10 protein-coding genes are annotated in these 14,723 nt (G+C 64.9%); 8 read left to right on the forward strand and 2 right to left on the reverse strand.

Annotation, left to right across the window (positions count from 1 at the left end):
• The 4 genes from V6M50_RS12605 (at position 1) to V6M50_RS12620 (ending at position 6,546) form a co-directional block, all read left to right on the forward strand.
• Entirely contained in the window at positions 1–465 is a 465-nt protein-coding gene (locus tag V6M50_RS12605) for a RidA family protein (protein WP_332818917.1), read from the forward strand.
• Positions 466–664: 199 nt separating this feature from the next.
• Positions 665–3,751: a TonB-dependent receptor domain-containing protein gene (locus V6M50_RS12610; protein WP_332818918.1), complete on the forward strand. Its 3,087-nt coding sequence runs from the start codon at positions 665–667 to the stop codon at positions 3,749–3,751.
• 91 nt (positions 3,752–3,842) lie between these two features.
• The gene (locus V6M50_RS12615) at positions 3,843–5,297 is read left to right on the forward strand and encodes an amidohydrolase (protein WP_443030512.1); all 1,455 of its coding nucleotides are present in this window, start codon (positions 3,843–3,845) and stop codon (positions 5,295–5,297) included.
• Between the two features lies 1 nt (position 5,298).
• Entirely contained in the window at positions 5,299–6,546 is a 1,248-nt protein-coding gene (locus V6M50_RS12620) for an amidohydrolase family protein (RefSeq protein ID WP_332818920.1), read from the forward strand.
• A gap of 28 nt (positions 6,547–6,574) precedes the next feature.
• On the opposite strand, the gene V6M50_RS12625 is transcribed toward V6M50_RS12620, so the two are convergent.
• Together V6M50_RS12625 and V6M50_RS12630 are read right to left on the reverse strand one after the other, a co-directional pair.
• Entirely contained in the window at positions 6,575–7,054 is a 480-nt protein-coding gene (locus V6M50_RS12625) for an Lrp/AsnC family transcriptional regulator (RefSeq protein WP_187139518.1), read from the reverse strand.
• On the reverse strand, positions 7,051–8,382 hold the full coding sequence (locus V6M50_RS12630) for a dicarboxylate/amino acid:cation symporter (protein ID WP_332818921.1): 1,332 nt from the start codon (positions 8,380–8,382) through the stop codon (positions 7,051–7,053). The genes V6M50_RS12625 and V6M50_RS12630 overlap by 4 nt, the downstream gene beginning before the upstream one ends.
• A 316-nt stretch (positions 8,383–8,698) precedes the next feature.
• Between V6M50_RS12630 and V6M50_RS12635 the strand changes: the two genes are divergently transcribed.
• The 4 genes from V6M50_RS12635 to V6M50_RS12650 all read left to right on the forward strand — a co-directional run bounded on the left by V6M50_RS12635 (position 8,699) and on the right by V6M50_RS12650 (position 14,683).
• Positions 8,699–9,394 (forward strand): RNA polymerase sigma factor, encoded by a 696-nt coding sequence (locus V6M50_RS12635; RefSeq protein WP_332818922.1) that lies wholly within the window; start codon positions 8,699–8,701, stop codon positions 9,392–9,394.
• A gap of 14 nt (positions 9,395–9,408) precedes the next feature.
• Entirely contained in the window at positions 9,409–10,614 is a 1,206-nt protein-coding gene (gene metC, locus V6M50_RS12640; protein ID WP_332818923.1) for a cystathionine beta-lyase, read from the forward strand.
• 76 nt (positions 10,615–10,690) lie between these two features.
• Entirely contained in the window at positions 10,691–13,165 is a 2,475-nt protein-coding gene (locus V6M50_RS12645; protein ID WP_332818924.1) for a TonB-dependent receptor plug domain-containing protein, read from the forward strand.
• Positions 13,166–13,192: 27 nt separating this feature from the next.
• Positions 13,193–14,683 carry a CRTAC1 family protein gene (locus V6M50_RS12650; protein WP_332818925.1) on the forward strand — a complete coding sequence of 497 codons (1,491 nt, stop codon included), beginning with the start codon at positions 13,193–13,195 and terminating at the stop codon, positions 14,681–14,683.
• Positions 14,684–14,723 lie beyond the last annotated feature (40 nt).

Below are 14,723 nucleotides of genomic sequence, written 5' to 3' on the forward strand. Positions count from 1 at the left end.
ATGTCCAAGATCGAATCCCGCCTTTCCGGCCTCGGCATCGAGCTGCCCGACGTCTGCCCGCCCGTCGCCAACTATGTCTCATCGACCCGCTCGGGAAATATCGTGCAGATCTCGGGCCAGCTGTCGACCCACGCCAATGGCGGGATCAAGGGCACGGTCGGCGACGACTGCAGCCTTGCAGACGGCATCATCGCTGCGCGGCTCTGCGCGATCAACCTCATCGCCCAGTTCAAGGCGGCGGCAGGCGGCGACCTCGATCGCGTCGCGCGCGTGCTGAGGCTCGGCGGCTATGTCCAGGCCGGCTCCGAGTTCTACGACATACCAACCGTTATGAACGGCTGCTCGGACCTGATCGTCGATGTGTTCGGCGAGGCGGGCAAACATGCACGCTCGGCGATCGGCGTTTATCGCCTGCCGTTCAACTTCGCGGTCGAGGTCGATGCCGTCATTGAGATTGTCGATTAAAACAATAGACAATCTTGCTTCGGCTGCTAAGAGCTCTCCGCGAAGAAAATTGCCGTCCAAAGCAACCGGTTGAAACTTTCTGCCACAAATCGGTGGGGAGTTCGACCGGAGTTGCGTCAACGCAGGATGAGATGGGCGCTTAACGATCCATCCGCCTGCATGGAGGACGACTTCGGGTCGACAATAAGGGGACAGTTGCATGCTTTCGATTCACACGCCGCTCCGCCGGGCCTTGCTCCTGGCATCATCGACATTGTGCCTTGCGATGGCGGGCACCGCCTTCGCCCAGGATACCACCGACGGCAGCGAAGAAACGCAGGCGCCGGACTCGGCCGCCTCCGACATCGTCGTCACCGGGAGCCGCATCGCCGGCTCGAAAATCACCGAGGCGCTGCCAGTCACCGTCGTCGGCGAAGAGCAGATCGCGGCGACCGCAGCGGTCTCGGGCGACGAACTCTTCCGCTCGATCCCGCAGATGGGCGACGTGTCGTTCAACAGCAGCAACGGCCAGACGAGCAGCAACTTCGCCCGTGGCGACATCGGTTCGGTCGACTTGCGCGGGCTCGGAGTCGGCAACACGCTCGTCCTCCTCAACGGCCGCCGCGTCGTCCAGCATCCCGGCAGCCAGGCGAGCGCATCCCTCGCGCCCGTCATTACCTACAACACCAACGCGATCCCCGTTTACGGCATCCAGCGCGTCGAAGTGCTGCGCGATGGCGCGGCGGCGATTTACGGCACCGACGCCGTCGCGGGCGTCGTCAACACCGTGCTGCGCGACAACATCAACGGCGGCAGCCTCTCGCTCCAATATGGCGGCGGCGAAGGCACGGGGCTGCGCGAGTTCAACGCCTCGGGCTATCTCGGCAAGGATCTCGGCGAGAATCGCGGCAATATCTCGATCCTGTTCAACTATACGCGGCGCACTGCGCTCACCTCGCAGGATCAGGATTTCACCGCTACCGCCGACCACCGCGCTTTCCCCGATTTCGCAGGCACGGTCTTCGCCGGTAACAATGCGCTGGACGACCGCAGCACGCTGTCGCCGTGGGGCGATTTCACGACGGGCGTGCGCGTCCGCCGGGCGGGCACGAACGTCACGACCAATGCCGGGGTCTTCTCGCTCCAGCCGACCGCCAACGGCGGCTGCTCGGCGACGCTCGCGGGCGACATCTGCATCGACGACGGCACCCGCGCGACGACTGCCGCAGACCGCAACACGCGCTGGGACGGGCAGGCCAATTATCCGATCTCGATCTCGCCGCGGCTCAACCGCATCAATCTGTTCGCGGCGGGTCATTACGACCTCAGCGACACGGTGACCGTGTTCGGCGAGGCAGGTTTCTATCAAGGCAAGACGCGCAGCGTCCAGGATAGCGTCTTCACTATCGGGTCGATCCGGATGTCGATCCCGGCGTCCAACTATTGGAACCCCTTCGGCCCGGTCACTTTTGCCAATGGCGCGGTCAATCCGAACCGCCTCGCGGGCATCGATGCCCCCGCCGCGGGCCTGCCGGTGACGATGACCAACTACCGCTTCACCGACATGGGGCCGACTGTGGTCGACGTCACCAACCGCCAGTTCCGCGCGGTGCTTGGCCTGCGCGGCGAAGCGCTGGGCTTCAACTGGGAGACTGCGGGCGTCTATTCGGAAGCGACGGTGCGCGACGTGCAGGACGGGATCAGCGCGACTTTGCTCCAGCAGAATCTCGCGCTCTCGACCCCCGACGCCTATAACCCCTTCAATGGCGGCAATCCCGTCGATCCGACCGGCATCGACACGAGCCCGAGCAACCAGGCCGCGCTCGACGCGATCCGCATCAAGAGCACGCGCCGCGGCAAGGCGACACTCGCGATGTGGGACTTCAAGGCGTCGAAAGCCGACCTCTTCGCGCTGCCCGCGGGCAATGTCGGGATGGCGATCGGCGGCGAAGTGCGGCGCGATTCGCAGCTCGACGACCGCGACGAGCGCGTCGACGGCACGATCAAATGGACCGATACAGTCACCGGTGTCGTGCAGGACAGCGACCTGTTCGGCGTCAGCCCGACCCCCGACACCAAGGGCTCGCGCACCGTCTTCGCCGCCTATGCCGAACTCGCGGTGCCGCTCATCGCCCCCGAAATGAACATTCCGCTGGTGCGCAGCCTCGAACTGCAGTTCGCGGGCCGCTACGAACATTATTCCGACTTCGGCAGCATCGCCAAGCCGAAGATCGCGGCAGCCTGGGACCTGTTCGAAGGCTGGCGCGTCCGCGGATCTTGGGCGCAGGGCTTCCGCGCCCCCAATCTCGAGCAGACCAATGCGACGGTCGTGACCCGCGGCAACAGCCGCACCGACTATATCCGCTGCGAGGCGGACCTGCGCGCCGGCCGCATCGCCACCTTCGGCAATTGCGCGCAGAGCTTCGTGACCACCGGCCGCCGTGCGGGCAATCCAGATCTCAAGCCCGAAAGTTCGTCGACCTGGACCGTCGGCACCGTGCTCCAGCCACCGATCTTCAACACCGGGCAGGTCCGCACCACCTTCACCATCGACTATTGGCAGGTGAAGCAGAAGGGCATCGTCGGCGTCTATGGCGAGGGCAACGCGCTGATCAACGACTATCTCCAGCGCCTGCAGGGTTCGACCGATCCCAATGTCGTGCGCGCTGCGCCGACCGCCGACGACATCGCGCTGTTTGCCGGTACGGGCATCGCGCCCGTCGGACAGGTTCAATATGTCGACGACATCTATCGCAATCTCGAGCCGCAGACGGTGCGCGGCATCGACTTCGGGTTCAACCTGTCGCTGCGCGACACCGGGATCGGCACCTTCGATTTCAGCGCGAACGCGGCCTATCTGCTCAAATATTCGCGCGATGCCTCGCCGGATATCCAGACGCTGCTCGATGCGCGGGCCGCCGGTCTGATCAACATCGACACGATCATTCCCGAGGGCGGCAACCTCGTTCGCCAGGATGGCCTGCCCAAATGGCGCGCCTCGTCTTCGCTGACCTGGAAAGTCGGCCAGTTCACCGCCGGCGGCTTCGTGAGCTACACAGGAAGCGTTCTCGACAATGATATTTCGGTGAACGGCGAGAATCTTCTGCTCAAGGCCTATACGACCGGAAGCCTCTATTTGCAGTATGACCTCAAGGGCGGCTTCACCGACGGGACGCAGCTACGCGTCGGCGTTCGCAACATCACCAATGCCCAGCCGCCGCTCGATTCGAGCGCCTTTGGCTATATGGGCTCGCTCTATTCGCCGAACCCGCGCTACTGGTATGCGAGCGTGAAGAAGAATTTCTGACGCATCCCCTATCGGCCGCCCCGCCCCGCGCGGGGCGGCCGATTACCGTCCTTCCCTGCTTTCCGGACAAGGTGACCCAGGCGTGACATATCTGCCCTCGGACAATAACCCTTCACCGCGTGGGCACCGCCTTGCGCGGGCCCTCCTTCTCGGCACGGGCCTTGCCCTGCTCGCCGGCTGTTCGGCAGCCGCATCGAGCGCCCGGCCGGCCGACGCGCCGCCGCCCCCCGCCGCCCCGGCAGCCGCCGTGCCCGAGCCCTTCGCGAGCACCTATGCGCCGCGCCCTTCCGCCGACACCGCGATCGTCGGCGCGTCGATCCTCACCGGCACCGGGACGCGGATCGATAATGGCACGGTGCTGATGGCAGCGGGCAAGATCGTCGCGGTCGGCGCCGACATCGCCGTCCCCGCGGGCGCACGCGTCATCGATGGGCGTGGCAAATGGGTCACGCCCGGCATCATCGACGCCCATTCACATCTCGGGGTCTTCGCGGCCCCCGGCGTCCAGGGCCACGCCGATGGCAACGAGAATATCGATCCTTATACCGCGCATGTCTGGGCCGAGCATTCGATCTGGCCGCAGGACCCGGTGTTCACGAAGGCGCGCGCCGGCGGCGTCACAAGTCTCCTCATCCTCCCCGGTTCAGCCAATCTCTTCGGCGGTCGCGGCGTCAGCGTGAAGAATGTGCCCGCGGTCACCGTCCAGCAGATGAAATTTCCCGGCGCGCCCTACACACTCAAGATGGCGTGCGGCGAGAATCCGAAAGGCCGCTACGGCAGCCGCGGTCGTGCTCCCGCCACGCGCATGGGCGAGGTCGCGGGTTTCCGCCGCGCGTGGATCGACGCCGCCGAATATGGCCGCAAGGTCGATGCTTATGAAAAAAAGCGTGCGCGCGGCGAAGCTGGCGAAGCGCCCAAACGCGACCTCGGGCTCGAAACGCTGGCGGGTGTTCTCAAAGGCGACATCCTAGTTCAGAATCATTGCTACCGCGCCGACGAAATGGCGGTGATGCTCGATGTCGGCCACGAGTTCGGGTACAAGACGCGCGCCTTTCACCACGCCGTCGAGGCCTATAAGATCGCCGATCTTCTCGCCAAAGAGGATGTCTGCGTCGCGACATGGGCGACGCGCTGGGGCTTCAAGATGGAAGCCTATGATGCGATCGAGGAAAATGCCGCCATCCTGACGAAGGCCGGCGTGTGCGTCGCGATCCATTCGGACGAGCAAAGGCTGGTCCAGCGCCTCAACGTCGAAAGCGCGGTCGCCCTTGCGGCGGGGCGCCGCGCCGGGATCGACATCCCGCAGGAGGAGGCGATTAAATGGATCACCCTGAACCCCGCGAAGATGATGGGGGTAGCCGACCGCACCGGTTCGCTCGAACCGGGCAAGATGGCCGACGTGGTCTTGTGGAGCAAGAATCCGTTCAGCGTCTATGCGATCGCCGAGAAGGTTTTCATCGACGGCGCGCTGATCCTCGACACGAGCGATCCGGCGACGCGATACAGAAGCGATTTTGAAATCGGCCAACCGGTCGGGGAGGAATGAGATGCAACGACGGCTCCCAGTTTTCGCGGCTCTCGCCCTGGCCCTCGCTGCGGCCGCCCCCACGGCCGCAGCGCAGACCTTCGCCATCACCAACGCCCATATCGTAACCCCCGGTCCGGTGGGCGAAGTCGAGAATGGCACGGTCATCGTCCGCGACGGGCGCATTGCCGCGGCAGGCTCCGGGGTCGCAGTGCCCACGGGCATGCGCACCATCGACGCACGCGGCGCCATGGTCACCCCGGGGCTCATTGCGGTCAACACCGCGCTTGGGCTTCTCGAGGTGAGCTCGGTCGACGGCTCGGTCGACAACAAGACGCATAATTCGGGGATCAGCGCCTCGTTCGACGTCCAATATGGACTCAATCCCGCCTCGACGCTGATCCCGATCGCGCGGCTCGGCGGCGTCACCCACGCCGTCGTGATGCCCGACTATGACGACAGCGAGAAGGAACGCGAGCTGCCCTTCGCGGGCAAGGCGGCGCTGATCTCGCTCGGCGAAGGCGCCAATATCCTGCACCGGCCGGGCGTGGGCATGATGCTCGAACTCGGCGAGGATGGCGCCGCGCGCGTCGGGGGCTCGCGCGCCGCCGAATTCGTGCAGCTTCGCCAGATCTTCGACCTCGCGCGCCAGGCGCCGCGCGACGAATATCCATTCGAGCTCTCGCAGGCCGATATCGCGGCGCTGAAGCCCGTGCTCGCCGGCACGATGCCGCTGATCGTCGTCGTCCACCGCGCCGCTGATATCCAGCAGGTGCTGAAACTCGCGCGCGACTACAGGCTCAAGATCATCTTGAGCGGCGCCGAGGAAGCCTGGCGCGTGGCAGACGAGATTGCCGCGGCAAGGGTTCCCGTTCTCATCAACCCGACATCGAACATCCCGTCGAACTTCGACATGCTCGGGGCCTCGCTGCAAAATGCCTCGATCCTGAAGGCTGCGGGCGTCGAGATCGCGATCGGCGGCAACGACGCCGGTCATCGCGTCCGCGAGATGCGATACAATGCCGGCCTCGCGGTGTCGCGCGGCCTGCCTTACGCCGCCGGCATCGAAGCTCTCACGCTCGCGCCCGCGCGCATCTTCGGCGTCGCCGACCAGATGGGCTCGATCGCTGCAGGCAAGGCGGCCGACATCGTGATCTGGGACGGCGATCCGCTCGAGCCGCTGACCCAGCCAACCGCGATCTTCATCGCCGGCAAGGAACAACCGATGACTTCGCGCGCCACCGAGCTCGGCAAGCGCTACATGCGCTAACGGCCCGCGCCGCGCCCGTCTTGCAGGATCAGGACGGGCGCGCGGTGAGCGGCAGCGCGGTGGTGAACTTGATTTCTTCCATGGAAAAGGCCGAGCTCACGTCGGTAAGCCGGATCGAGCGGATGATGCGCCGGTAGACCGCATCATAAGCGGCCATATTCTCGACGCGCAGCTTGAGAAGATAGTCGACGTCGCCGGTCATGCGGTAGAATTCGACGACCTCGGGAATGTCGCGGATCGCCGAATTCAGCGTGTCGAGCCATGCTTCGCTATGCTCGGAGGCACGCAGGCTCACGAAGACGGTGAGATCGAGGCCAAGCGCGCTCGCGTCGAGGATCGTGACGCGCCGTGCGATCACCCCGCTTTCCTCGAGCCGCTTGATCCGCCGCCAGCAGGCATTCTGCGACATGTTCGCCTTCGCGGCGACCGCTGCGATTGACAGTGTCGCATCCTCCTGGAGTATCCCCAGTATCCGGACATCGGCATCGTCGAGCGAAACGCGCGTCATGGCTTTTCTCCTTCTAAATCCGGGACACCGGCGGCACCCGTCGCAAAAGCGGGCCGCGGGGCGACCTCCCCCTCGCCTGCTGCAAACTCGCCGGCCTCCCGGGCCGGCCCCATGCGGGCGATCGCCGTCGTCGCGGCGACATCCATCGTCACATTACCGACTGTCCGCACGAGGTCGGGGATCATCTCGACCGCGATGAGCAGCGCGAGCGGCTCGATCGGGATGCCCATCGCGACGCAGATCGGCGCGATGGAGGTCAGGAAGCTGACCTGCCCGGGCAGACTAACCGAACCGATCGTCGTGATCGCCGCGACGGCCGCGCCCGCTGCGATCGCCGATGGCGCGAGCGAAATGCCGAGCCAATGTGCGACATAGATGGCAACTGCGAGGTTCATAGCCGGACTCGTCACCCGGAAGATCGCGACGGCGACCGGCAGCGAGACGCGTGCGACCGACCGCTCGACCCCGAGTTCGGCCGACGCTTTCAGCATCGGCGGCAGCGAGGCGAGCGACGACTGGGTGCTGAGCGCCACCGCCTGTGCGGGCGCGACCGCCTTCGCGAAGGCGAGAAGACGAACGCGCCCGCCGAAGACCGCCACCGGATAGGCAAGCGCCCAGGCGGCGAGACCGGCGCTCGACACGATCACCACATAATGGGCCAGTGCGCCGATCGCCGAAGTGCCAGCGCGCGCACCGACGCCGAAGGCCAGCGCGAGGACGCCGATGGGCGCGAGCGCAAGCACCCAGCCGACGATGACCAGCACCGCGCTCGCGATCGTATCGAAGAAGGCGGTGACCGGCTCGCGTTGGGCCGCCGGCAAGCGGGCGAGCGCGATCGCGAAAATCGCGGTGAAGAGAATGAGCGGAAGCAGCGCATCGTTCGCCGCCGCCGCGACCGGGTTGGTGGGAACGATCGAGCGCAGGAAGGCCGCGATCCCCACGGTCGGTGCGTCAACCGGGGCCGAGGTCGACAGGCTCGCTGCGAGCGACCGGGCCGCCTCGGCGGGCATCGGAAACGCGCCGAGCAGCGCGGGGATGAGCACGGCAGCTATCGCTGTAGATATCCACAGGAGGGCGATAAATATGATGACCGAACGCATCGCCACGCGGTCGCCGCGCGCACTGTCGACCGTCTTCGCGATCCCGGTGATAAGGAGCGACACGACAAGCGGAACGATCGTCATCCTGAGTCCGTCGAGCCAGATCCCGCCAACGCTGTCGGCTACGGCCATGGCGTCGCCAAGCCCGCCGAGCCCAAGCCGCGTCCACCCCACACCCAGCGCCAGCCCGGCGACCAGCGCCGACAATATGAGCCAGGTTCTCGCCATGCGACCACTCCTCCTGCCTCCTCGACGCGGGAGGCCCCTTGGCTTTGACGCGGCGCGAACCGAATACCCCATCGCGTAAAGAGCAAAACTGCGAGGAAGTTTCGCGCCCCAGCCGCCATTGTTGCAAATTCAAGGCGAATCCGAGACATATGATTCGACCGAACCTGCGCCGTTCATGCAGGAGTTAGATCATTTGATCGTCTAAATCACGTATTTGTGGTTTATACATCCCAAGATTTGACGATTTTCCGGCAAAGTCGGTGATGAATTCACCCCGGCTCTCATGTCATAAAATGTCGCCATAAGGGGACGCACGATGACATTCAGCGCCTATGGGGCAGATTACGAGAATGAAAACGTCGCGGCAGACGATGCCTGGCACGCATTGGATTTCATCGCCCCGCCCGCGGAAAGGCCCCCGGTCAAGACCGCCGCACCACCAACGGCCACCGACCATCGCCCCGACCGCGTAGAAGCCTTCCTGCCGCATCTCCCCCTGCTCAAAAAATATCTCCGCCGGCGCGTCCCCGCTTCCGACCTCGACGACGTCCTACAGGATGTCCTGCTCAGCATCATCCGCCGCGCCGACGCCGCCGCGGTCGCGCATCCCAAATGCTATCTCTTCCAGGCCGCGCAGGCCGCCCTCATCGATCGCCATCGCCGCCGGACGACGCGCCGCAGCGACTGCCACTGCCAGCTCGACGAACCCGACCATCCCGTCGACGATATGTCGCCGCTGCGCATTCTCCTGGCGAAGGATGAAGTCCGCGCGGTCGAGGACACGCTCAACCAACTGCCCGAGCGCACCCAGGAGATCCTCGTCGCGATTCGCGTCGAGGGGTCGAGCCTCAAGACCCTCGCGAGCCGCTACAATATCTCGACGAGCGCGATCGAAAAGCATGTGACCAAGGCCGCCAAGGCCCTGTCGGTCGTCCGCCGCAGCGATCTTGTCGCGGCGAACCGCAACGGCACTTCGCCGCAGCGGCAGAAACTCCTCTCCAATTCCATCTGAGAAAGAAAAAATACATGACGCTTTGCAGCACGGTTCACGAGCAGACGCGGCTGATCCACGGCGACAGTCCGTGCGACGCGCTCCAGCGGACGCCGGGCCCTGTCATCCAGCGCGGATCGACCGTGCTCCTGCCAAGCTGCGAAGCGCTCTACGATGGCGGCAAGGTGACCTACGGCCGTGTCGGCCTCTCGACCCAGCGTACATTGCGCGATGCCCTGCGCGACCTTGAGAATGCCGACGAGGCGTTCATCTATCCCTCCGGTCTCACCGCGATCACCGGTACCTTGCTCGCGCTGCTGTCCGCAGGCGACGAAGTGCTCGCGTGCGACACCGTCTATAACCCGACCCGGCGCTTCCTTGCCGGTACGCTCGCGCGTTACGGCGTCACCGCACGCTATTTCGATCCCGGCGACAGCGCCGAGACGATCCGCGCGATGATCACGCCCGCAACCCGCGTGATCTTCCTCGAATCGCCGGGCTCGCTGACTTTCGAGATGCAGGACATTCCTGCGATCGCCGCGATGGCGCGGGAGGCCGGGATCATGACGGTGATCGATAACACCTGGTCGGCGGGGGTTTTGTTCAAGCCGCTCGACCATGGCGTCGACGTCAGCATCCAGTCACTCACCAAATATGTCTGCGGCCATTCGGACGTGTTCATGGGACTCGCCGCGGCCAAAGGGCACGCCGCCGACCTGCTCGCAGCGTCGAGCTACGAGACCGGCTGGGCGGTATCGCCCGACGATGCCTATATGGCGATCCGCGGCCTGCGCACGCTCCATACACGCCTCGCCCATCATGGCGCCGCGGCGCTCAAGGTCGCCCAATGGCTCGAGCACCAACCCGAAGTCCACTCGGTCATGTGCCCGGCGCTGCCGGGCGATCCCGGCCACGCGATCTGGAAGCGCGACTTCACCGGCATCTGCGGCCTCATCGGCGCGGTTCTCCACCCCACGTCCGAATTGGCGGTTGCGGCGATGGTCGAGCGGCTCGAACTTTTCGGCCTCGGCTTCAGCTGGGGCGGGTACGAGAGCCTCGCCATTCCCGTCGATCCGCAGCTCAAGGCCCGGACCCACAAGCTCACCTATCCCGGGCCCTTACTAAGATTGCACATCGGGCTCGAAAGGGTGGATGACCTCATCGCGGATTTGCGGCAAGGGCTCGACACCCTTTCGCAGGACACCGCCGCGCCGCAGCGCAAGTTGAGGGCCGCAGGATAAGCGCCGAAACCGGCGGAAAACGAAAAAACAGCAGGTTCAATCGGGGGAACATTTTACCGTGTTTAGGAGCAAGACCATGAAAACATATACGAGACTGCTGGTCGGGGCGTCCTATGTCGCCGCAGCCATGTCCACGCCCGCTTTCGCGCAGGATATCGCCGCCGACGACGCCGGCGATTCGGCATCCCAGTCCGAGATCATCGTCACCGGCACCCGCGGCCCTGGCCGCACCGTGATTTCGAGCCCGACCCCGATCGACGTGATCGGCGGCGAAGACCTCGAGAAGCTTGGCGGCGGTATGCAGCTGCGCGATGCGCTGACCCAGCTCGTGCCGTCCTTTCAGTCGACGACGGTCGGCAGCTCGTCGTTCAACAGCCTGACACGCCCCGCCGGTTTGCGCGGCCTCTCGGGCGTTCATGTGCTCGTGCTCGTCAACGGCAAGCGCCGCCACAATAGCTCGATCATCGACTTCAACTCAGGCGCGACGTCGCAAGGCGGCAACCCGGTCGATCTCGATCTCATCCCGTCGAGCGCCATCGAGCGCATCGAAGTGCTGCGCGACGGTGCCTCGGCGCAATATGGTTCCGACGCGATCGCGGGCGTGATCAACGTCATCCTGAAGACCAACGATTCGGGCGGCAAGGCGTCGATCGAGGCCGGCCAGCGCTATGGCCGCGATGGCAGCGGCAGCGACGGCGAGACGATCTCGGGCAGCGTCTCGCACGGCTTTGCGATCGGCGACGGCGGCTCATTCACCCTCTCGGTCGAAGGCAAGAAGGCGAAGGCCGCCGTCCGCAACACCGACGTCACGGGCGCGCTCTACTTCCCGCTTCCGGGCGGCGCGGCCGATCCGCGTGAACTCACGGCCAACCGCCGCACTTATCTCGGCGGTCTCCCCGACGTGAAGGACGTCAAGGTCGCGCAGACGCTCGTCCTGCCGCTCGGCAATGTCACATTTTATTCAGACGGAACGTTCGGTTATCGCGACGCGAGCGTCGGCCAGGCCGGCCGCCGACCGAACAGCAACCAGAATATCATAGAGATCTATCCTGACGGTTTCTCACCCTTCTACACGCTGAAGGAAACCGACTTCCAGTTCACCGGCGGCCTGCGCGGCGAAACTGCGGGCTGGAACATCGATCTCAGCAGCACCTATGGGCGCAACTATGCCGAGAATGGCGCAGACAATACGCTTAACGCATCGATCGGCCCGTCGAGCCCGACCGAGTTCAAGACCTTCAGTTCGGCGTTCGACCAGTGGACGAACAATCTCGACCTCACCCGGCGGGTCGAATTCGGCGGCGACACGGCACTGCAGGTCTCGCTTGGTGCTGAATATCGCTACGAATCCTATGTGACCAAGCCGCTCGACGTCGACAGCTACCGGAGCGGCGGATATTTCTATCCGACCGGACCGCTCGCCGGGCGCCCGGCGCAGGTCGGCGCGCAGGGCGCGATCGTCGTGACTCCCGAAGATGCGGCCAATATCAATCGCAACATCTGGGCGGGCTATGTCGATCTCGCGCTCGACGTCAGCCCGCGCTTCCTCGTCACCGCAGCAGGGCGCTTTGAGCACTTCGACGACAGCTCGGGCAGCGTCTTTAGCGGCAAGGTGAGCGCGCGTTATGAACTGACCGACTGGCTCGCGCTCCGCGGTGCGTTCAGCAACGGCTTTCGAGCGCCCTCGCTCGCGCAGCAGGACTTCGCGCAGACCTCAACGTCGATCAATCTTGTCGGCGGAGTCTATATCCCGGTACTCACCAAGATCGTGAAGACGAACTCGGCGGTCGCGCAGGCGCTCGGGGCGCAGCCGCTCAAACCCGAAAAGTCGAAGAACTTCAGCCTCGGCTTCACGTTGACGCCGGCGGCGGGTCTCTCGCTGTCGGTCGATGCCTATCAGATCGATCTCGACGACCGCATCACCCTCACCGGCCTGTTGTCGGGAACGGGTATCCGGAATATCCTGATCGCCAACGGCTTTTCGGGCGACCAGTCGGTGCGCTTCTTCACCAACGCCGTCGACACGCGCACGCGGGGGGTCGATGTCGTCGGCACCTATGCGTTCGACGTCGGCAGCGCCGGACGCCTGCGCACGAGCGTCGGGTTCAATTACAATGATACCGACATCAGGAAGATCGCCGCCAACCCGAGCCAACTCGCGGGCCTCGGCCTGACCCTGTTCGACCGGCGCACGCAGGGCTGGTTCACCTCGACCCCCAAGACCAAGCTCATCCTCGGCGCCAACTTCGAGTCCGGGCCCTTCACCATCAACGTGAAGGAAACCCGCTACGACAAGTTCAAGTCGCTCGACAATCTCGTTGGTGGCCTTCCCGTCAACGACCAGAGCTTCGGCGCCAAGTGGATCACCGATCTCGAAGTGTCCTATGGCGTGACCGAGAAGTTGCGGGTCGCCGCGGGCGCCTATAACATCTTCGACGTCTATCCCGACCGCACGACCATCGCCAACACCATCGGGCTCGCGCCCTATGGCGCCGGACCGTTCGGACAATATGGCGGCTACTATTATGGCCGGATCTCGCTCGATTTCTGACCTGGACCAACCACTGGAGTCCGTATCATGCGCGATGAACTGATGCGGATCCTGTCCTGGGCCGTCCTGTCGACCGGCATTGCCGGCGGCGGGGCGGCCGGGACGACCGAACCCGCCTTTACGCCGGTGCAGCCGGCGGACTTCAGCGTTCCCGGCTCGTTGTCGAACAGCTGGGCGGATTTCGACCGCGATGGCGATCTCGACCTCGCAGTGTCGATCAAGACCGGCGAGATTCGCCTCTACCGCAATGATCGCGGCATCTTCAGCAACATCGGACCCACAGTGGGTCTTCCTGTCTCCGGCGCCGAGATGCGCGGGCTGTCGTGGGGCGACTATGACGGCGATGGCTGGTTCGATCTCTATGCCGGCGCCACCAAAGCGACCGAAGCCAACCTCCTGTTTCGCAATGAGAGTGGCCGCCGCTTCGTCGCCCAAGATCTCGATCCCGTCGCGCCCGGCCGTTCGGCGCGGCAATCGAGCTGGGTCGATTATGACAATGACGGCGACCTCGATCTTTTTACGGCCGATCGCGCCGGCCCCAATGCGCTGTTTCGCCAGGATGCGGGCCGTTTCGTGCGAGTTGGCGCCGATCTGGCGGGGGACGACGCGCGGCCTACCGTCGGCGCGTGCTGGTTCGATTATGACCGCGACGGCGATCTCGACCTCTTCCTCGCCAACCAGGCCGGCGCGACTGACGCCCTGTGGCGCAATGACAGCGACCGCTTCGTCGACGTCGCTCCCGCGCTCGGCATGGACCGCCCCGGCCGTCCAGTCGAAGACGGTAGCGTCGGCTGCGCGGTCGGCGACTATGACAATGACGGCGAACTCGATCTGTTCGTCACCAGCTACGGCGTCAACATCCTCTACCGCAACAAGGGCGACGGCCGCTTCGAGGACGTCGCACCGCTCCTCGGTCTCGCCGAGGACAATCATGCCGTCGGCGCCGCATGGGGCGACTATGACAATGACGGCTGGCTCGATCTTTTCGTCACCGCCTACACCGGCAAGTCGGGCGCGCAGCAGCCCGCGAACCGCCTCTACCGCAATCTCGGCGGCAAGGGGTTCGTGAATATCCTGCCCGCCGGGTCAGCGCTCAACGTCGCCGATCATGGCGTACAGTGGATCGACTATGACCGCGACGGCGCGCTCGATCTTTCGGTAACGCGCGGATACACCGCGACCGGCGGCCATTTCCTGTTCCACAACGATCTCGGCAAAGAGGCCGCGCGACGCAGCCTCTCGGTCCGCGTGCTCGACAAGGCCGGGCGCTTCTCCCGCATGGGCGCCGAGGTTCGCCTCTACGACGCCGCCGGCAAGATCCTTGCGACGCGCCAGGTCTCGACCGGCGACGGTTATAATTCCCAGGGCACCCAGCCGTTGCATTTCGGTATCACCTCGGCGGTCCCGGTAACCGTCGAAGTGACCTACATGACCGCGGCCGGTCGCAAGACGCAACGGGCTCGCTCCGTGCGCCCAAGCAGCTATTTCAGCCGCACCCTCGCGATCATCGAGAAATAGCGACGCAACGACCACCAATGGACAGGACGTGAGCGGCTAG

The organism is Sphingopyxis sp. (assembly GCF_036675685.1).
GTDB lineage: Bacteria > Pseudomonadota > Alphaproteobacteria > Sphingomonadales > Sphingomonadaceae > Sphingopyxis.

What these genes read in the sequence shown, in the direction of transcription:
- V6M50_RS12605 (WP_332818917.1), top strand. Translation starts at nt 1, where the DNA reads ATGTCCAAGATCGAATCCCGCCTTTCCGGCCTCGGCATCGAGCTGCCC.
- V6M50_RS12610 (WP_332818918.1), top strand. Translation starts at nt 665, where the DNA reads ATGCTTTCGATTCACACGCCGCTCCGCCGGGCCTTGCTCCTGGCATCA.
- V6M50_RS12620 (WP_332818920.1), top strand. Translation starts at nt 5,299, where the DNA reads ATGCAACGACGGCTCCCAGTTTTCGCGGCTCTCGCCCTGGCCCTCGCT.
- V6M50_RS12625 (WP_187139518.1), bottom strand. Translation starts at nt 7,054, where the DNA reads ATGACGCGCGTTTCGCTCGACGATGCCGATGTCCGGATACTGGGGATA.
- V6M50_RS12630 (WP_332818921.1), bottom strand. Translation starts at nt 8,382, where the DNA reads ATGGCGAGAACCTGGCTCATATTGTCGGCGCTGGTCGCCGGGCTGGCG.
- V6M50_RS12635 (WP_332818922.1), top strand. Translation starts at nt 8,699, where the DNA reads ATGACATTCAGCGCCTATGGGGCAGATTACGAGAATGAAAACGTCGCG.
- metC (WP_332818923.1), top strand. Translation starts at nt 9,409, where the DNA reads ATGACGCTTTGCAGCACGGTTCACGAGCAGACGCGGCTGATCCACGGC.
- V6M50_RS12645 (WP_332818924.1), top strand. Translation starts at nt 10,691, where the DNA reads ATGAAAACATATACGAGACTGCTGGTCGGGGCGTCCTATGTCGCCGCA.
- V6M50_RS12650 (WP_332818925.1), top strand. Translation starts at nt 13,193, where the DNA reads ATGCGCGATGAACTGATGCGGATCCTGTCCTGGGCCGTCCTGTCGACC.